The following is a 17373-nucleotide window of genomic DNA, read 5'->3' as shown; positions in this document are numbered from 1 at the left end:
CCAAAATATGCTTCGGTAATAGTAGTTGGTTATTAGCCGTCCGTCCACTCGTCGAGACACAGTTGTCCGCAGAGATAGTGACGCTCTCCGCCCCGTCCCTGTCGTTCGCCGAGTGTCACGAGGAGATGCTTCTCTCGCAGTTCTAACTCCGTCCCACAGTTACTGCAGTCACCACGTCGCTCAACGTCGACGTCCCATCGGTGGTGTGAGGCGACCCGTTCGACAGTCGTGTTCGAGTCGTACCCGCGCGGCGTCCGGCCGACGTACTTCGAGAGTCCCATATCGGTTGATTCGGACGGAGCAGTATGGTATTTTCCTGGGTAGGAGTACAGAGAAATATTGGCTCAACCGAGACGTAACAACAGTACAGAACACTCCCGAGATGACTGCAGTCTGGTGGTTGACGTGTACGTTGCCACCAACCCACAATCTATATCACGAACCTTCATTGTGAACTACGTATGGAGAAACCGCTCCTCGCGACAGATTTTCTGGACAGAGCGCGGCGACACTACGGTGACCAAGAAGCGGTGCTCGCAACGACGGGCGAGCGTTACACCTACGACGAACTCGGGGCGCGAGTGGACGGCTTCTCGGCCGCCCTCCAGAGTCGGGGAATCGAAAAGGGCGACCGTGTGGCCGTGTTGGACCCGAACACGCACTACCACCTCGAAGCGGCCTACGGGTCGATGCAACTCGGCGCGATTCACACGCCGCTGAACTACCGACTCGTGGCGAGCGACTTCAAGTACATCCTGAACGACGCCGGGGTGAAAGCCATCTACGCCGACTACAAGTTCGCCGACCGGATTCAGGAGATTCGCGACGACGTGCCCACGGAACTGTTCATCACGAACGACGTCGACGCCGTCGACGGCGAGTGGGAGTCGTTCGACGAACTCGTGACCGACTCGACGGACTACGAACGCCCGGAGATGGACGAGAGCGACATCATCACCATCAACTACACGTCGGGGACCACGGGCGACCCGAAGGGTGTCTGTCGAAGCCACCGAACCGAGACGCTCCACGCCTACCTCATCAGTATCCACCAAGAGATCAGCGACGACGACGTCTATCTGTGGACGCTTCCGATGTTCCACGTCAACGGGTGGGGCCACATCTACGCCATTACTGGTGCAGGAGCACGACAGATCTGCACGCGGGGTATCGACGCCAAGGACATCTTCGAGCGCATCCAGACGGAGGACGTCTCGTACTTCTGTGCCGCGCCGACGGTGCTCAACATGCTCAAAGAGTACCACCAAAAACACGACCCCGAGACGGTCGGTGCCAACCCCGTTCGCGTCGCCACCGCGGGTGCCGCGCCGCCGGAGGCGACGATACGAACTGTCGAAGACACGTTCGGGTGGTATCTCAAACACGTCTACGGCGCGACGGAGACGGGACCGCTCATCACGACGTCCGACGCACAACGCTTCTTCGACCAGGAGTCCGACGAGCGCTTCGCCATCAAGAAACAGCAGGGAATCGGCTACCTCGGAACCGAAGTCCGCGTCGTTGACGACGACGGCAACGACGTCGCCGAAGACGGCACGACGGTGGGCGAAATTGTCGTCCGCGGCAACCAAGTGATGGACAGTTACTGGGAGAAACCCGAGGAGACCGAAGAGGCGTTCAACGACCGTGTGGAGGGCTACTACCACATGGGTGACCTCGCCACCGTCGACGAACACGGGTTCATCACGATTCAGGACAGAAAGAAAGACATCATCATCTCCGGCGGCGAGAACATCTCCAGTATCGAACTCGAAGACACGCTGTTCGAACACGACGCCGTCGCCGACGTCGCCGTCATCCCTGCACCCTCCGACAAGTGGGGCGAGACGCCGAAGGCGTTCCTCGTTCCGGCCAACGGCGACCCGGACAATCCGGGCGTGACCGAAGAGGAGATACAGGCGTTCTGCCGCGAGCGAATCGCCTCGTACAAAGTTCCCGGCGAGGTGGAGTTCGTCGCCGAATTACCGAAGACGGCGACCGGGAAGATTCAGAAGTACGAACTGCGCGAGCGAGAGTGGGAGGACGAAGAGCGGATGGTCGGCGAGGGATAGGTCAGAACGGTCCACGGACGGCCCGAACGACCGACCCGAGACGACCCCGCAGTCCCGCCTCGGCGTCTTCCTCTCGTTGCTCGTGGTCGTCTCGTTCGTCGGCATCGACTCGTAAGTCGGTTCGGTCGGCGGCGTCCGTCTCTGTCGTCGACACGGACACGGCGGGCGTCCGTGCGTCTTCGGACAACTTCTGTGACCCGGTCGTGGAGTCGGCGATAGCGGACGCTGCGACAGTGGACGCATCGTCGTCGGGAGCAGTCGATGCGGTACGGGAATCTTCCTCAGCTTCGGCCGCTGCTTCGGAATCAGCCGTGACGCCGCGTTGCTCTCCAATCGACTCACGTTCGGTCGAGTCGACACGACTGTCGTCGTCGACTCGTTCGTCGGCGCTCCGGTCCGCATCCGGTCGGTCGTCGTTCTCGCTCGTCTCTCCACCGGGAAACACGAACCCGCCGCGGTGCTTCGCTGTCTCGGCACGAGCGCGGACGGCGTTGGATTCGGCCTGTACCGAACCGGGGTCCACGACGTCACGGGCGGCCAACTCGTGGGCAATCGACTGATACGCGGCTGCGGCCGAACTGTCGGGTGCGTGGACGACGACCGGCCGTCCAGCGTCCTGTGATGCCGGGACAGCCTCGTCTTCTGGAACGTGTCCGAGGAGCGGGACGTCGAGGAAGTCGGCGATACGGTCTACCGGTGGCGAGTTCCCCGTCCCGGAGCGGACGAACACCGCACCAGCGACCCGTCCGCCGACGCGTTCGGTCAACTGTTTCGTCTTCTCGACGTCTCGAACGGAGGCGACGCGCGGAGAGGAGACGAGCACGGTTTCGGCAGCGAGTCCGAGCGGAAGGAGCGTCTCGTGGCTCAATCCGGCACCCGTATCGAGGAGGAGGACGTCGAAGCGAGTTCGGAGAGTCGCGAGAACGTCGCCGAGGCGGTCGACGTCGACGGACGCGAACCCGTCGAGCGTCGTGCCACTCGGAGCAACGGAAAACTCGCCGGGCGCGTCGTACACGGCGTCGTCGATGTCGGCATCACCGGCGAGCACCTCGTGAAGGGTGGTATCCGTCTCGGGATCCATGTCCAGTGTCAGGAAATCCACGACGTTCGCCATCGCGAGGTCGAGTTCGACGACGACGACGGACCGTCCGGTCGCCGCCAGCGCCGCCCCGAGGTTGAGACTCGTCGTCGTCTTGCCGACGCCGCCCTTCGCTCCTGCGACAGCGTAGACGATACCCGTGGCCATAGCGATGTATCCATGTTCAACATCTTAAAAATATGCACTGATATATCGACCCGAAGAACATTCTTCATTTGCAGATATCGGCACAGTTGGCGGTGAGACGTCACGTTCGTCGCCGTAGTCGGCAGGTCTTTCAACTGCACCCTCATTGACGTTCGTGTATGACTGGCGTACGAGTCGCCGGAGTCGGCCTCACTCATTTCGGGAGTCACCCCGACCGGACCGGCCGGGACCTCTTCGCTGAGGCTGCCCTCGCGGCGCGTGAAGACGCGGGCGTCCCCCGCGACCACATCGAGCATCTCAACTACGGGAACTTCATGGGGGCACTGTCAGAGCGACAGGGTCACCAAGGGCCGCTCATGGCCGAAGCGGCGGGACTCGGCTGTCCCGCTACCCGCTACGAACAGGCGTGTGCCTCTGCGGGTGTCGCCGCCCGAGAGGCCGTCAAGAGCATCCGGTCGGGCGAGAACGACGTCGTCCTCGCCGGCGGGATGGAACGCATGACCAACATGGACACCGACGGCGCGACGGAGGCACTCGCCATCGCCGCCGACGAACTCCACGAAGTGCGCTCGGGCGTGACCTTCCCCGGCGCCTACGCGCTGATGGCGAAGGCGTACTTCGAGGCGTTCGGCGGGTCTCGCGAGGACCTCGCTCACATCGCCGTCAAGAACCACCGTCACGCCCTCGACAACGAGTACGCGCAGTTCCAAAAGGAGATTTCCGTCGAGCAGGCGCTCGATGCGCCCCCCGTCGCCTCGCCGCTTCACCTCTACGACGCCTGCCCTATCACGGACGGCGCGAGCGCACTCGTCCTCGTCAGCGACGAGTACGCCGAGGAACACGACGTCGACGCACCCGTCTCCATCACCGGGTCGGGACAAGGTGCCGACAAGATGGCGCTGCAGGACCGCGAACATCTCGCACGGACCCCGGCAGCGACGGAGGCGGCCGAGGAAGCCTACGACGACGCCGGTGTCAGCCCGGACGACGTCGAAGTCGCGGAGGTTCACGACTGCTTCACCATCGCCGAGGTGATGGCGCTCGAATCGCTCGGCTTCTACGACTTCGGCGAGGGAATCGGCGCGGCCCGCCGCGGTGAGACCACTATCGACGGTGACCGACCTATCAACCTCTCCGGCGGACTGAAGGCGAAGGGCCACCCGGTCGGTGCGACCGGCGGCAGCCAACTGGTCGAGATGACGCGCCTCCTGCGCGGCGACCACCCCAACAGCGACGCCGTCTCCGACGCCGAAGTCGGACTCACCCACAACGCGGGTGGCACCGTCGCGAGTGCGGTCGTCCATATTCTGGAGGTGGACCGATGACCGACGCTGGCTACGACGAGTGGCTCGACGCCCTCGACGGCGACGGCTACTACCTCGCTTGTGAGGAGGGCCACGGGTCGCTCCCGCCGCGGCGCGTCTGCCCGCACTGTGGCTCTCCGGACCTCTCGAAGGAGTCGCTGCCCGAGTCCGGGACTGTCGAGACGTTCACCGTCGTCCACGTTCCGGCCCCGAGTTTCGCCGGTGAGGCACCCTACGCGACGGTCATCGCCGACTTCGACGGCGTTCGATTGACCGGTATCCTCGGGAGCGACGCCGTCGACGACGTCGAAATCGGCTCGACGGTCGAGGCGGGGGCCGCCACCAACGAGACGACGGACAGTCGGATGGTCCGCTTCAGCCTGCGCTGAGCGAGGTAGCCGAGTCGGCGGCAAATATTTTTCTCCGATGGAGTCGAACTGTCAACTCGACAATGGCCCTCCACCAGTTCTTCGACCGTGAACCTCGTCTCGTCGCTCTCGACGTGGGCGAGACGCTCGCACTCCTTCTCCTGCCGGCCGTCGTCGCCGGACTCGGCTTAGCGCTCGTCGGCGGGACGACGGGGTTCCTCACCGGTCTGTTCGTCGGTGGTCTCCTCGGCGCGGTCCTCGCGAGAGGCCGGTGGACGCTTCGGGCAGTGCGCACGGAGAACGGTATCGAACGGGCGACTTACTTGCCCTACAGTCTCGACCCGGAAGAACGGACCGAGTTCGAGTACGACGAGACGTACGACAGACTCTTCGTCGTGGTCCTCGCCGCAGTCGGCGCTGGGTCGTTCGTCGCCGTCGCGTCCGGTGTCGTCCCGGAGGAGTGGTCGCTTTGGGTCGTCGTCGTCGGCACGCTGTCGTCGACGGCCGCGCTGATGACGATTGGTCTGCTACACGAGTAGGTGACGGTGAGCGCCGGATTACGACGCGTCGACCGCGAGTTCCTGCCGGAGCGTCTCGACGAACGCCTCCGCGTGTTCGACGTGTGGTAGGAGTTTCGCGTCGTCGAAGACGACGAGGCGGGCGTCTGCTTCGTCGGCCAACTCGCGACCCTCCGAGAGCGGAACGATGTCCGCTTCGCGACCCCAGACGAGTGTGACGGGGATGTCGAGGTTCCCCAGCGTCGCCGCGAGGTCGACGTTGGAGTTGAGGTAGCCGCTGATGAACGAGGCGGGCGCGAACCGGGCGTTCTGCTGGTGGCTCGTTCGCCACTCGTAGTCCATCCACTCGTCGCTGACTGCCGACGTGTCGTAGTAACCGTGGTCCGCGTTGAAGTAGCGGATAGACGGCTTCGACGAGAGACCGTTGAACAGCGCTTCGCCGACGAGCGGCGAGCGGACGAGTTCGCGGAGCGCCTGATTCGGTTCGGGACCGGCCTTCGACGTCGGACAGACGAGCAGAAGTCGTGAGATGTCGCTCTCCGCGGCGACGGCGGTGACGTAGGCGCTCGTCAGCGACGAGGCAACCACCATCGGACTGTCGAACTCGGCGAGGAAGTCGTCGACGAAGTCCTCGTAGAGCGCCGCCGAGTAGCGTAACGGCGGGCGGTCGGAACGACCGAATCCGGGGAGGTCGGGCGCGACGACGTGGTAGTCCTCGGCGAGTTCGCCGAAGACGTCGCGGAACTCGCCGCTGGACCCGGCGGCGTTGATGCCGTGGAGGAAGACGAGGTCTGGGTTCGACTGGTCGCCAGCCTCCGTGTAGGCGACGTCCATTCCGCGCCAGCGGTAAGTGTGTTGGTCGCCGGGGAGAGCGGCGTCGAGTTCGCCGGCGCGCTCCCGGAGTGTTCGATTGACCAGCGCCACGGACCCGAGACCGACAGCAGTGATACCGACTGCTCGGCTGAGTTTCATATCCACACTGTCGCTCGGGCCGAACTTATACTCTGACCCCGACGCAGGCGTAGAAACAGTGTGCCGTGCTGTCGTTAGTCGCGCCGCTCTTCGACACAGTCGGCGAGCGGTTCGATGAGTTCGTCGGCGACGGTGTAGGGGTCCGTCTCGCGGTCGTAGACGGCGGCCGCGTAGGACTCGACGCCGCCGCGGCGGTCGAGTTCGGCTTCCAAGAGTTGGGCGGTGTCCTCACGCAGGAGTTGCCGAATCTCCTCGGCGTAGCGCATCCGCGCTTTCGCGGCCAGTCGGCCAGTCTCTTCGAGGTAGTTGCGGTGTTCGGCGAGCACGTCGACGAGGTTCTCGACGCCCTCGCCGTCTTTGGCGACGGTCTTGACGACCTGCGGGGTCCAACGGTCGTTTTCTTCCTCCTCGTCCTCGACGGCGACCTCCGGTTCCTCGAAGCCGTGGTGGCCCAAATCGAGGTTCGCGGTTGGGTCGTTGCGCATGTGAATCATCTCCTCTAACTCTGCGACGGTGCGGTCCGCACTCGGCATGTCGGCTTTGTTGACGACGAAGACGTCCCCTATCTCCAAGATGCCGGCTTTGAGCATCTGGACGTCGTCGCCGCTGCCAGGTTGGACGAGCACCGTGACGGTGTCGGCGGTGCGGACGATGTCGACTTCGTTCTGCCCCGCGCCGACCGTCTCGATGATTACCTTGTCCTTGCCGAAGGCGTCGAGCGCCTTCACCGCGTCTGCAGTCGCCGTCGACAACCCGCCGAGTTGCCCGCGGGCGCTCATCGACCGGAAGAACACCTCCATGTCGCCGACGTTCGACGCCATCCGGATTCGGTCACCGAGAACCGCCCCGCCGGTGAAAGGTGACGAGGGGTCGACGGCGATGACGCCGACGGTCAACCCGGCGTCGCGGTAGGTTCGAGCGAGTTTGTCGACGAGCGTCGACTTCCCCGCTCCCGGACTCCCGGTGATGCCGATGACGTCGGCGTCGCCGGTGTGTTCGTGGAGTGCCGACACCACGTCGCGGTAGCCCGGCGAGCGGTTCTCTATCTTCGTGATGACCCGCGCGAGCGCTCGGTGCTTGCCGTCGAGGAGTTCCTCGACGAGTTCGCGCTGTGCGGCTCGACTCATCTGATTACGCTCCTCATGCCACGGCTGGAAAGGTGCCGTGTCATCACGTTCGCACTGCTACGGCTGGAAACGTGCCGTATCATCACGTTCGCTCGTGGACGTTCTCTCGCACGAACTCGATGGTCTGTTTCATCGGCGTTCCCGGCCCGAAGATTTCGGCGACCCCGAGTTCTCTGAGTTTCGCTTTGTCGTCGTCGGGGACGATGCCGCCGACGATGATGAGAGTGTCCTCGAAGGCGTCGTACTCTTTGAGGCCCTCGATGACCTTCGGAACGAGCGTGTTGTGCGCTCCCGAGAGGATGGAGATGCCGAGGACGTCGACGTCCTCTTGGACTGCCGCCTGGACGATTTCGTCCGGTGCTCGATGAAGTCCCGAGTAGATGACCTCGAACCCCGCGTCACGGAACGCCCGTGCGATGACGTGTGCGCCGCGGTCGTGACCGTCCAGTCCCACCTTCGCGACGAGACACCGAATCGCTCGCTGCTCTTGGTCTGCGCTCATACTGCAGTGGTTCGCCGTGGGTCGGTTTGACTCTAACGGATATCACGGACGTTCCTGAACGTCCTGTGGCCCGTACACGAGAGAGGCTGTTCACCCTCGTTGCAAGGCCACCTAGTTTCTCATCGGTTACTGTCCGTGTCTACCGTCCCGTTAGCGCGAGGTGATATACTCGATTTACAGACTATCTGCTGTACTACTATGACCCGAAACAGCTCTTCCCCAACAGTCGGTCGGCGTGCGTTCCTCCGCGGTGCGACGGCACTCGGCATCGGACTCGCTACACTCCCGGCACTCTCCTCACCGGTCGCTGCGGCCGGACGCACCAGTTACACCATCATGTCTGGAACGGAGCACGAGACCGACGTATTCGTCGTCGACTCGGGTCGAGACGGTCCGACCATGATGGTCGTGGCCGGACTCCACGGCGACGAACGGGCCGGCTACCTCGCCGCCGACACGATTGCACAGTGGGGTGTCGAGTGCGGGAAACTCGTCGTCATCCCGCGCAGTCACGTCGTCGCCATCGAGGCCGGCAGTCGGACCTACGACGGCATCGACATGAACCGCGTGTTCCCGCCCTTGGGCGGCGACTGCATGCACCCACTCGCGCAGGCGCTCTGGAACGAAGTCGTGAAGCACGACCCCGACTACATGTTCGACCTCCACTCCTCGCGGGGTATCTACCAGTCCGGCGACGGCGGCGTCGGGCAGGCGCTGTTCCCGACGTGGACCGTTCCGGCGCGCTACCGCGGTGAGAAGGCTGCCAGGGCGCTCAACGACTACTACGACCTCTCCGGTGACATCGCGTTCCAGATGGGGAACACGCTCGACGCCGACCGTCACATGCTGATGCACCGCGTCGCCGGGATGCTCGACCGACCGGGGTTCATCTGTGAGACGACCGAGAAAGCCGACTTGGACGACCAAATCAAGTGGCACCTCTTCGCTGTCGAACACGTCATGAACCAGATCGGCCTGCCTCGTGGCGCCCTTGCCGACGGAGACGACGACACTGTCAGCGCCTCGGAACCGTCAGGTACCGACGACCCGGCGTTCACCGCGATGAACGTCGAACTCGACGACGTGTGGCAGCAGTACTCCCTCAGCGGCCACGACGACACACCCGTCGTCATCGCGAAACCGCTCACCATCGTCGGTGACGACCCCTGCCACCCCCGCCTCCGCCGCGTCACCGCGAGCGACTTCGAGTGCCGCATCGAGGAGTGGGCCAACGAGAACGGCCGTCACTACGAGGAACACAGCGGCGTGTTCGCCCTCGAACCCGGTGTGCACACGCTCGCCGACGGAACGAAAGTCGAGGCGGGAACCGTCACCGCCGACACCGACAAGACGGTCGTCCGCTTCGACGAACGGTTCGACTACCGGCCGGTCGTCCTCACACAGGCGCAGACCGTCTCGGACTCGACGCCCGTCGTCACCCGGACCCGTGGTCCGTGGACCGACGGCTTCGAAGTCTACCTCCAGATGGAGGAAGCGAAGACGGGCGAGCACCACGACCCCGAACAGGTCGGCTGGATCGCCATCGAGCGTGGGACGGGCACCATCGGTGACCGACTGTTCGAAGCGGGCGTCGAGAAGGGCGTCCGTAGTTCCTGGCACCGTATCGAGTTCGAGCGCACGTACGACAACCCCGTGTTCGTCGCCGGCGTCCAGTCGCTCAACGACTCACAGCCCTGCGGCCTTCGCTACCGGAACCTCACCTCGTCGAGCGTCGACGTGTTCGTCGAAGAGGAAGACAGCGCGGACACCGATCGGACGCACGGCGAAGAGGACGTCGGCTACCTCGTCATCGAAGGGTAATCAGCCGACTCAGACCGCCTGAACGGGGATTCCTGTCTGCTTGAGCACTCGATTGGTCGTACTCCCGAGGAGATGTCTGTCGGGGTCGAGCATTCCTCTCTTTCCCATGACGATGAGGTCGACGTGGTGTTCGTCGACGTACTCCAGAATCTCTTCTTCGGGAATCCCCGACGCGACAGTCGTCACACAGTCGACGCCGGCCGCCTCCGCGTCGGCGACGACGTCGCCGAGTACCGTTTCGCCGCGCTTTTTGAGACGGTCTTTGGTCTCTCCGATGTCGCCGGGAATCGCGACGAACCCCATCTGCCCGGTGTCGACGACGTAGAGTGCGTGGAGTGTCGCGTCGTGCGCCGCGGCGAGTTCGACCGCGTGGGCGACCGCTCGCTTCGTGCCTTTCGTACCGTCAGTCGGGAGAAGGATGTCAGTGTACATCCCCGAACAGTACGCGCCGTGTCACGATGACCGTTGCTACCCTCTGTCAGAGAGTCAGACGTGTTCTTCGAGGAAGTCGACGATTTCGGTGTACGCCTGCACGCGATTCTCCAACTTCGAGAAGCCGTGGCCCTCGTCGTCGAAGATGAGCTTCCGCACGGGAACACCCTGCTCGCGTGCCTTCTCGACGATTTGTTCTGCCTCGCCGACGGGGACGCGCGGGTCGTTCTCGCCGTGGAGGACGAACAACGGCGCCTGAATCGCGTCGATGTTGTTGATCGGCGAGATGGATTCGAGGAACTCGCGGTCGTCTTCGAGAGAGCCGTACTCGGCCTCGCGGAGTTCGCGACGCCACTCGCCGGTGTTCTCGAGGAACGTGACGAAGTTGGCGATGCCGACGATGTCGATGCCGGCGGCCCAGAGTTCGGGGTACTCGGTGAGCGCGGCGAGTACCATGAACCCGCCGTAGGAGCCACCGAGCGCGACGACGCGGTCCGGGTCTACCGCGGGATGGTCGTGCAACCACTCGACGGCCGCTTCGATATCTTTCACCGAGTCCATGCGGTTCTCCACGTCGTCGAGGTGACCGTAGGCCTTTCCGTAGCCCGCAGAGCCGCGAACGTTCGGTTCGAAGACGGCGTATCCGTGTTGGACGAGGTACTGTTTGACGCCACTGAAGGAGGGACGACGCTGCGACTCGGGCCCGCCGTGGATGTCGACGATGACGGGCGTCTCGCCGTGGCCGGTGTCTGTCTCGGGAAGCGTGAAGAACGCCGGAATCTGCCGTCCGTCGAACGTCGGGTAGTGGACGAGTTCGGGTTCGACGAAGCTCTCGCGGGGGATACCCGCCGTCGCGGCGTACGTCCAGCGCTCGGCTTCACCGGTCTCCATCTCGACGACGTAGACGTTGGTGTTGTCCGCACTGCCCGTCACGGTGAGGGCGAAGCGTTCGGCGTCGGGACCGAAACTGACCCCGCCAGCGATGCCGTGCGGGAGGTCCGGTTGCGGGAACGTCTCGACGGTGTCGGGGTCGGCGAACGTCCCGGTGACGAGTTCGGTGTAGCCGTCGACGTTCTGTGAGTAGACCAATCTGCCAGTGTCGTGGTCGATGGCGACGCCGTCGAGTTCCCACTCGCCGCCCTCTTCGACCATCGTCATCTCGCGCGTGTCGAGGTCCAGACGGGCGAGATAGAGCGTGTCTGCACCGTCGTCGGTGACGAGATACAGATTTTCGCCGTCCGGACCCCACGTGACGCTCTGGTAGCGAATCGAGTCCTCGTGGGGCGTGACGTGAGTCAACTTACCCGACTCGATGTCGAGGACGTACACGTCTTGGTCGAAGTTGGAGTACGCCTCGGTGACGATGAGGCGCGTGTCGTCGGGACTCCAGCCACCGACGTTCAACCAACCGTCGCCTTCGTAGACGAGTTCGGCGTCGTTGCCGACGGCGTCGCGGGCCTGCACGTAGACGTCGAACACCGAGTTGTCTCGGCGGTTGGACGTGAACGCGAAGCGCTCGCCGTCGTGACTCCAGCCACCCCACCAGTGTTTGGCGTCGGCTCGCTGGGTGAGGTTCGTCACCTCGCCCGTGTCGGGGCCGAGGAGGTAGAGTTGGTCGCGTTCGTTACCGCCCTCGTCCATCCCGAAGGCGAGTTCGCGGCGTTCGGGCGACCACGACGCGAAGGTGACCCGTTCGTCGTAGAAGGTGTGCTGGTCGGGCCACTGGCCGGGACCGTCGATGCTCCACACCTGCGAGGTGCCCGTCGTGTCCATGAGAAACGAGAGCGTCTCGCCGTTCGGCGAGAACGACCCACCGTAGGCGCTGCGGATGTTGAGATAGCGTTCGATATCGTACATGTGTCGAGTGTCCACCCGCGAGGACAAACGGTTTTGGGTGACAGTGGTGACGCGGGCGGCCACTCGTGGGCTGTCGCGTCGGTGTCGACACAGCCTCTATCGTTGCCCGTCGTGTCGGAGTACGCGTCAGTCTGGAAAAGAAATGGATTTTTACCGTTCGACACCAAGCGAAGACTATGCGAGTCGCGTTCGTTGCGATGGTCACGGCGTATCACGAGGAGACGCCGGCCACCCGCCGCACGCGACGTATCGCCCGTCACCTCGCCGCAGGTGGCCACGACGTGACTGTCCTCTGTTCGCAGTGGTGGGAGGGGACGATTCCCGAGTTCGAACACGAAGACGTGCTGTACCGTGCAGTCACCGACGACCCGAGCGCGAAGGCGTTCGCGTCGAAACTCCCGTTCGCGCTGAAACGCAGTTCGCCCGACGTCGTCCACGCGGTCAACACACCCCCCTCCGGCGTCGTCGCGGCCAAGACGACGGCGCGCTTGCTTCGCGTCCCCGTCGTCGTCGACTGGTGGAGCGAAGGTGCCGGGTCGCCTGCGAACTACCGGCGTGCCGCGAGGAAGGCAGACGCCGTCGTCACACCCTCCGAGACCGTTCGGACGCAGGTCCGCGAGTACGGGGCCGACGCCGACGACGTTCGGGTGATTCCCGAGAGCGTCGACCTCTCGCTCGTCCGAGACGCGCCCGTCGACGACCGGTTCGACGTCGTCTACGCGCGACATCTCGACGAGGCGGCCAACGTCGAAGGGTTCCTGCTCGCTCTCGCCGAGTTACGCGAGAAAGGGTGGAGTGCCGCCGTCGTCGGCGACGGGCCGGAACGCGAGCGAGCGGAGCGAACCGCTCGTGACCTCCGTATCGACGACCGGGTCGACTTTCTCGGCTCACTCTCGGACGAAGCGCGCGTCTCCGTGCTGAAGGGGGCACACGTCTTCGCACAGACGGCAACCCACGAGGCGTTCCCGACGAACCTCCTGTGGGCGCTCGCCGCTGGCTGTGTCGGTATCGTCGAGTACCAAGCCGGGTCGAGCGCCCACGAACTCGTCGAGGGACGAGAGCGGGGGAGACTGGTGACGAACCCACAGGAACTCGCCGACGAAATCGTCGCCGCCAGAACCGTCGAGCGGTTGCCGTTCGACGAGTCGTTCGCGTCGTTCGACCACGGCGAGATACTCGAGCAGTATCTGGCGTGCTACCGGGATGTCGTTGACGACTACGGATTCTTCTGAGTCGCCGGCCCGCCGGTCGGTGCAAAAACGAGTACGAGGAGTGCCGTCGCTGGAGACGATTGCGCGCGAGAGAGAGAGAGGAGAGACGATTACTGCTGTTGCTCGGTACCGTAGTCGCCGCCGAACTTCATGAAGAAGTAGGCGAGACCGAGCGTCGCAATCATCGAGAACGTCGTCGCGACGCCGAGGGACTTCGCGCTGTCGGGCACCGTCGGCGGGCCGCCGCCACCGCCGCCACCGCTGCTGCCGGCATCCTGACTCACGGAGACGGAGCCAACCATGCCGGCGCTCTGGTGCGGCGCGCAGTAGTACTCGTAGGTACCTTCGGTCTCGAAGGTGTGAGAGTACTCGTGGCCGGTGTTGAAGACTTCGCTGTCGCCGCCGGTCCCTTCCCACGATGCTCCCTCGGGAACCGACTCGGGGACGACGTTGTGATTGTCGGACTCCCAGACCCACGTGATGGTCGACCCGGGCGTGACTTCGACCTCTGCGGGGTCGAAGACGAGTTCGTTGCCGGGACCGACGATGACCGTCTTGGACATCCCACCGCTCGACCCGCCGGAGCCGGACTGGTTGCCGCCGCCGGACTCGTTGCCGCCTCCCGACTGGTTGCCACCTGCGGACTGATTGCCAGCGGTGGTGTTCCCGCCGGCACTCGCGTTGCCGGCCGACTCGTTTCCGGCGGCCGTCGTCGTCGCGTTGCCGCCGCTCGCAGTCGTCGTCTGGTTCCCCGTCGCGGTCCCGTTACCCTCTTGTTGGGCGGCCGCGGTCCCGGCTGCCGCCACTGCGGTCCCCGCTGCCGTCAGGAAGGCACGCCGCGAGAGACCTGCGTTGCCGTCGGTCATTGTCGGCGCTTAGGGGTCGGCCATAGTGAATACTTTGGTTCCGCTCGCGTCGGGAGCGGTCGCGACTTCCGTCGAAGCCGACTGTCCGCTCTCGCCTACTTCAAAGCGTGTAGTCGTGCTCGCCCGTCTCGCTGTCGAGGAACGCCGTCAGAAGGTCGATAGTGGCGACGACGTCCGACTGGTGAACACTCTCGGTCGGGGTGTGGAGATAGCGCGTCGGCACCGAGATAGCTCCAGCAGGTGTCGCACCGGACGTCCGCTGGAGACCGCCCGTGTCCGTCCCACCCGCGGGGAGGATTTCGAGTTGGAACGGAATCGACTCGCGTTCGGCGACGTCGCGCAGGCGACGGTGGACCTTTCGGTTCGTGATGACGCTGGAGTCTTTGAGCTTGATACCCGCGCCGTCACCGAGTTTGGTCACGTACTCCGGCGACTTGAACGGCGGCACGTCGTTGGCGACGGTGGTGTCGAGGGCGATAGCGAGGTCCGGGTCCAGGTCGACGCCGATGGCTTCCGCACCGCGGAGGCCGACCTCCTCTTGAACTGTCGCGACGAAGTGGACCGTCACGCCGGGGTCGTCGAGGCGACGGGCCGCTTCGAGCATCGCGAAGACCGAGACGCGGTTGTCCAGCGCCTTGCCGGTGACGTGGTTACCGAGTTCGACGGTGGTTTGCGCAGTCGTCACGAGGTCGCCGACGGAGACGCGTTCGTCGACCGCTTCACTCGGCAGACCGAGGTCGACGTAGACGTCCTCGACTTTCGGTTCCTTCTCTCTCTGCTCGTCGGTGAGCGTGTGCGGAGGGACAGCGCCAATGACGCCCGGAAGGTCACCTTTCTCTGTCAACACGGTCACGCGCTGAGCCTTCAGGACGCGCGGGTCCCAGCCACCGAGCGCGTCGAGTTGGAGGAAGCCGTCGTCGGTGATGTGTTTGACCATGAAACCAATCTCGTCCATGTGCGCGGCGACGACGACGCTGTAGTCGCTCGACCCCTCGACGGTGCCGACGACGTTACCCATCGCGTCCGAGCGTACCTCGTCGACGACGCCGTCGAACTCACGGCGGACGATGTCGCGGAGTCGCTCTTCGTAACCCGGCACACCACTGGTCTCTGTCAGTTCTCTGAGAAGCTCGAAGTCGAACTCGGCGTCCATGTGTCGTCTTGGCAGAGTCGGCGCAAAAAGCCATCTCGTTCCGCCGGTGAGAACTCCCAACGAGTTTACCGTGGTTCCGGAACGCTTTTGCGCCCGTTGTGTGCATGAGAGGGTATGTCGAACGACGAGACCGAAGCCGAAATCCGCGAACAGCTCCTCGAAGCGTTCAGCGGCGCAGACTACCCCGTCAAGAACCAGATGGCACTCGTTCCCGCCCTCCCGAACGGACCGGGCACCCGCTTCGAAGCCGGCGACGTCAGCTTCACCGCGATGGAGATGGCCGCAAAGCTCGGAGACCACCAAGACTTCCCGTACGACTCCCCGGAGACCCTCGTCGACGACGTGATGGAAGGGCTCCGCGCAGAAGGCGTCCTCTGAGCCGGCAGCACCGTCTTTTCTCACTGTTTCGCGTCCCAGCGGCGCGTCACCGACACCGGTGGCGTGTAACGTGACTCCGTAGCGACGACAACCCATATTAGCTCCCACGCCCTAGCACCGACAGTGCTGCCCGAGTGGCTCTCGATGTTTCCGCCGTGGCTCCTCACTGGACTCGGCGTCGGGATCGCCGCCTCCGTCGTGGTCGCCGGCATCTTCGTCGCTGCGGACCGTCTCTACCCGACGGCACCCATCGACCCCTCTCACACGTTCGACGGGACGACGCGCCGTCGTGCCGAGATTCGCGACTACCTGCGGACCATCGGCGAACCGTTCGCCGAGGACCACCCGGTCCACGGCCACACCGTCGCGTTCTACCTCCCCAGCCGCGGCGTCGCCATCACGTTCGACGCGCAGGCGTACTTCCACATCGAGCGCGCCGGAACCTACGCTGTCCTCTGCGAACACGAGATGCCTGGTGCGCAACTCGGCCGGCGTCTCCCCTTCGAAGTACCCGAACGGAACCTCGACCCCGACGTCGCCGACCCAGTCGCCGCCGCGTTCGACCGACTCGGGCTCTCGTCGACGGCGAGTCGTGACGAGGTCAAGACGGCGTACCGCTCGCAGGTCAAAGAGACACATCCCGACCACGGCGGCGACCAAACGGAGTTCAAACAGCTTCGCGAGGCGTACGCGACGGCGAAGAACCACACCGAAGAGAAGAACTGAGTCAGGCGTCGGCGACTTCGTAGGAGACGTCACCGTCACGGAGTTCGTCGGTGACGCGTCCGACTGCATCCGTCGTCGCGACGACGACGACTTCCTCACCGCGAGCGGCCGCTTCGGTCGCAACTGCGCCCGCGGCGACGGCGACGGCGGGGTCGCGCTCCATCCTGCGGAGTGTCACCACCGCTTCGACGCCTGCGGCGACGACCACGTCCGCGTCGTCGAGTGCGGGCCCGAGTGCACTCTCGTCGACACGGCGACTCCCACCATCTCGCACGGGCGGGACCTGATAGACCGTCACGCGGCCGGGTGTGTAGTCGATGACGCCCTCGAAGCCGGTGACACTGACGTCCGTCCCCGCCTCGGCGTCCGTCGTCGCCACGCCGATTGCCGGGCCGTCGTCGCCCGGCGTCGCGTGGAGCAGGCCCGCTCGAAGCGACAGCGTCACCGTCTCGCCCGTCTCGATGTCGTCGGTGGCGATGGCGGCGTCCTCTTGGACACTCTCTAAGATGTCTTCGGTGACGTGGTCGGCGAACCGCCGAATCGCGTTCGCCTCCTTGAACAGCCAGTCGACACCTTCTTTCGTCACTCGGTAGCGAGAGCGACCCTCCTTCTCGACCAACTCGTCGTCGACGAGGTCACGGATGTACTCGCTGACGGCTTGGCTCGTGACGCCGACGGCGTCGGCGATCTCACCCTGACTCACCGCTGGTTGGCGGTCGGCGATTTCGACGAGGATGCGAAATCGCGTCGCGGTGCGTTTGTCCTCCAGGGCTCCGCTCATATGACCAGAGTACGTCGGATACGGTATAAACCCACGTGG

General features: G+C 64.5%; 18 protein-coding genes. 8 read left to right on the top strand and 10 right to left on the bottom strand.

The annotated features are described in order from the left end of the window. Positions 1 to 32: 32 nt before the first annotated feature. A complete protein-coding gene (locus BM083_RS10235) occupies positions 33 to 281 on the bottom strand; it encodes a DUF7576 family protein (protein WP_089869127.1) in 249 nt (82 codons plus the stop codon). Between the two features lie 180 nt (positions 282 to 461). Between BM083_RS10235 and BM083_RS10230 the strand changes: the two genes are divergently transcribed. Then, positions 462 to 2072 carry a long-chain-fatty-acid--CoA ligase gene (locus BM083_RS10230; protein WP_089869125.1) on the top strand — a complete coding sequence of 537 codons (1611 nt, stop codon included), beginning with the start codon at positions 462 to 464 and terminating at the stop codon, positions 2070 to 2072. A gap of 1 nt (position 2073) precedes the next feature. On the opposite strand, the gene BM083_RS10225 is transcribed toward BM083_RS10230, so the two are convergent. After that, a complete protein-coding gene (locus BM083_RS10225) occupies positions 2074 to 3318 on the bottom strand; it encodes a P-loop NTPase (RefSeq protein ID WP_089869123.1) in 1245 nt (414 codons plus the stop codon). A gap of 158 nt (positions 3319 to 3476) precedes the next feature. On the opposite strand from BM083_RS10225, the gene BM083_RS10220 reads away from it, so the two are divergent. The 3 genes from BM083_RS10220 (at position 3477) to BM083_RS10210 (ending at position 5529) form a co-directional block, all read left to right on the top strand. Next, positions 3477 to 4643 carry a thiolase domain-containing protein gene (locus tag BM083_RS10220; protein WP_089869121.1) on the top strand — a complete coding sequence of 389 codons (1167 nt, stop codon included), beginning with the start codon at positions 3477 to 3479 and terminating at the stop codon, positions 4641 to 4643. Further along, a complete protein-coding gene (locus tag BM083_RS10215; protein WP_089869119.1) occupies positions 4640 to 5011 on the top strand; it encodes a Zn-ribbon domain-containing OB-fold protein in 372 nt (123 codons plus the stop codon). Before BM083_RS10220 ends, BM083_RS10215 begins: the two co-directional genes overlap by 4 nt. A gap of 62 nt (positions 5012 to 5073) precedes the next feature. Continuing rightward, positions 5074 to 5529 carry a hypothetical protein gene (locus BM083_RS10210; RefSeq protein ID WP_089869117.1) on the top strand — a complete coding sequence of 152 codons (456 nt, stop codon included), beginning with the start codon at positions 5074 to 5076 and terminating at the stop codon, positions 5527 to 5529. An 18-nt stretch (positions 5530 to 5547) separates the two neighbouring features. Here BM083_RS10210 and BM083_RS10205 read toward each other — a convergent pair whose 3' ends face one another. The 3 genes from BM083_RS10205 to BM083_RS10195 all read right to left on the bottom strand — a co-directional run bounded on the left by BM083_RS10205 (position 5548) and on the right by BM083_RS10195 (position 8109). Further along, positions 5548 to 6480, bottom strand: a complete 933-nt coding sequence (locus tag BM083_RS10205) for an alpha/beta fold hydrolase (protein ID WP_089869115.1) — start codon at positions 6478 to 6480, stop codon at positions 5548 to 5550. Positions 6481 to 6554: 74 nt separating this feature from the next. Further along, a complete protein-coding gene (meaB, locus tag BM083_RS10200) occupies positions 6555 to 7607 on the bottom strand; it encodes a methylmalonyl Co-A mutase-associated GTPase MeaB (protein WP_089869113.1) in 1053 nt (350 codons plus the stop codon). 82 nt (positions 7608 to 7689) lie between these two features. After that, complete coding sequence (locus BM083_RS10195) at positions 7690 to 8109, bottom strand: cobalamin B12-binding domain-containing protein (RefSeq protein WP_089869111.1); 420 nt, start codon at positions 8107 to 8109, stop codon at positions 7690 to 7692. 198 nt (positions 8110 to 8307) lie between these two features. Between BM083_RS10195 and BM083_RS10190 the strand changes: the two genes are divergently transcribed. Beyond that, the gene (locus BM083_RS10190) at positions 8308 to 9930 is read left to right on the top strand and encodes a succinylglutamate desuccinylase/aspartoacylase family protein (protein WP_089869108.1); all 1623 of its coding nucleotides are present in this window, start codon (positions 8308 to 8310) and stop codon (positions 9928 to 9930) included. Between the two features lie 9 nt (positions 9931 to 9939). On the opposite strand, the gene BM083_RS10185 is transcribed toward BM083_RS10190, so the two are convergent. Together BM083_RS10185 and BM083_RS10180 are read right to left on the bottom strand one after the other, a co-directional pair. Next, positions 9940 to 10362 carry a universal stress protein gene (locus tag BM083_RS10185; RefSeq protein WP_009366268.1) on the bottom strand — a complete coding sequence of 141 codons (423 nt, stop codon included), beginning with the start codon at positions 10360 to 10362 and terminating at the stop codon, positions 9940 to 9942. A gap of 54 nt (positions 10363 to 10416) precedes the next feature. Next, a complete protein-coding gene (locus BM083_RS10180) occupies positions 10417 to 12219 on the bottom strand; it encodes a S9 family peptidase (RefSeq protein ID WP_089869106.1) in 1803 nt (600 codons plus the stop codon). A 176-nt stretch (positions 12220 to 12395) separates the two neighbouring features. On the opposite strand from BM083_RS10180, the gene BM083_RS10175 reads away from it, so the two are divergent. After that, on the top strand, positions 12396 to 13451 hold the full coding sequence (locus BM083_RS10175) for a glycosyltransferase (RefSeq protein WP_009366270.1): 1056 nt from the start codon (positions 12396 to 12398) through the stop codon (positions 13449 to 13451). 89 nt (positions 13452 to 13540) lie between these two features. Here the strand turns inward: BM083_RS10175 and BM083_RS10170 are convergent, their stop codons facing one another. Next, entirely contained in the window at positions 13541 to 14296 is a 756-nt protein-coding gene (locus tag BM083_RS10170) for a plastocyanin/azurin family copper-binding protein (protein WP_089869103.1), read from the bottom strand. Positions 14297 to 14396: 100 nt separating this feature from the next. Beyond that, positions 14397 to 15449 carry a M42 family metallopeptidase gene (locus BM083_RS10165; RefSeq protein ID WP_089869101.1) on the bottom strand — a complete coding sequence of 351 codons (1053 nt, stop codon included), beginning with the start codon at positions 15447 to 15449 and terminating at the stop codon, positions 14397 to 14399. 114 nt (positions 15450 to 15563) lie between these two features. On the opposite strand from BM083_RS10165, the gene BM083_RS10160 reads away from it, so the two are divergent. Both BM083_RS10160 and BM083_RS10155 read left to right on the top strand, forming a co-directional pair. Beyond that, on the top strand, positions 15564 to 15827 hold the full coding sequence (locus tag BM083_RS10160) for an MTH865 family protein (protein WP_009366273.1): 264 nt from the start codon (positions 15564 to 15566) through the stop codon (positions 15825 to 15827). Positions 15828 to 15950: 123 nt separating this feature from the next. Further along, complete coding sequence (locus tag BM083_RS10155; RefSeq protein ID WP_089869100.1) at positions 15951 to 16553, top strand: J domain-containing protein; 603 nt, start codon at positions 15951 to 15953, stop codon at positions 16551 to 16553. 1 nt (position 16554) lies between these two features. Here the strand turns inward: BM083_RS10155 and BM083_RS10150 are convergent, their stop codons facing one another. After that, entirely contained in the window at positions 16555 to 17334 is a 780-nt protein-coding gene (locus BM083_RS10150; RefSeq protein WP_089869097.1) for a DUF7839 domain-containing protein, read from the bottom strand. Positions 17335 to 17373 lie beyond the last annotated feature (39 nt).

It is taken from the genome of Halogranum rubrum, from assembly GCF_900114455.1.
GTDB lineage: Archaea > Halobacteriota > Halobacteria > Halobacteriales > Haloferacaceae > Halogranum > Halogranum rubrum.
The sequence above is the reverse complement of the archived record's forward strand: the minus strand, read 5'-3'. Positions and strand labels throughout refer to the sequence as shown.

Excerpts from the sequence above, each read along its gene's own strand:
- BM083_RS10225 (WP_089869123.1), bottom strand. The coding sequence starts at position 3,318 with ATGGCCACGGGTATCGTCTACGCTGTCGCAGGAGCGAAGGGCGGCGTC.
- BM083_RS10195 (WP_089869111.1), bottom strand. The coding sequence starts at position 8,109 with ATGAGCGCAGACCAAGAGCAGCGAGCGATTCGGTGTCTCGTCGCGAAG.
- BM083_RS10215 (WP_089869119.1), top strand. The coding sequence starts at position 4,640 with ATGACCGACGCTGGCTACGACGAGTGGCTCGACGCCCTCGACGGCGAC.
- BM083_RS10185 (WP_009366268.1), bottom strand. The coding sequence starts at position 10,362 with ATGTACACTGACATCCTTCTCCCGACTGACGGTACGAAAGGCACGAAG.
- BM083_RS10230 (WP_089869125.1), top strand. The coding sequence starts at position 462 with ATGGAGAAACCGCTCCTCGCGACAGATTTTCTGGACAGAGCGCGGCGA.
- BM083_RS10175 (WP_009366270.1), top strand. The coding sequence starts at position 12,396 with ATGCGAGTCGCGTTCGTTGCGATGGTCACGGCGTATCACGAGGAGACG.
- BM083_RS10170 (WP_089869103.1), bottom strand. The coding sequence starts at position 14,296 with ATGACCGACGGCAACGCAGGTCTCTCGCGGCGTGCCTTCCTGACGGCA.
- BM083_RS10160 (WP_009366273.1), top strand. The coding sequence starts at position 15,564 with ATGTCGAACGACGAGACCGAAGCCGAAATCCGCGAACAGCTCCTCGAA.
- BM083_RS10180 (WP_089869106.1), bottom strand. The coding sequence starts at position 12,219 with ATGTACGATATCGAACGCTATCTCAACATCCGCAGCGCCTACGGTGGG.
- BM083_RS10150 (WP_089869097.1), bottom strand. The coding sequence starts at position 17,334 with ATGAGCGGAGCCCTGGAGGACAAACGCACCGCGACGCGATTTCGCATC.
- BM083_RS10210 (WP_089869117.1), top strand. The coding sequence starts at position 5,074 with ATGGCCCTCCACCAGTTCTTCGACCGTGAACCTCGTCTCGTCGCTCTC.
- BM083_RS10220 (WP_089869121.1), top strand. The coding sequence starts at position 3,477 with ATGACTGGCGTACGAGTCGCCGGAGTCGGCCTCACTCATTTCGGGAGT.
- BM083_RS10205 (WP_089869115.1), bottom strand. The coding sequence starts at position 6,480 with ATGAAACTCAGCCGAGCAGTCGGTATCACTGCTGTCGGTCTCGGGTCC.
- meaB (WP_089869113.1), bottom strand. The coding sequence starts at position 7,607 with ATGAGTCGAGCCGCACAGCGCGAACTCGTCGAGGAACTCCTCGACGGC.
- BM083_RS10165 (WP_089869101.1), bottom strand. The coding sequence starts at position 15,449 with ATGGACGCCGAGTTCGACTTCGAGCTTCTCAGAGAACTGACAGAGACC.
- BM083_RS10190 (WP_089869108.1), top strand. The coding sequence starts at position 8,308 with ATGACCCGAAACAGCTCTTCCCCAACAGTCGGTCGGCGTGCGTTCCTC.
- BM083_RS10235 (WP_089869127.1), bottom strand. The coding sequence starts at position 281 with ATGGGACTCTCGAAGTACGTCGGCCGGACGCCGCGCGGGTACGACTCG.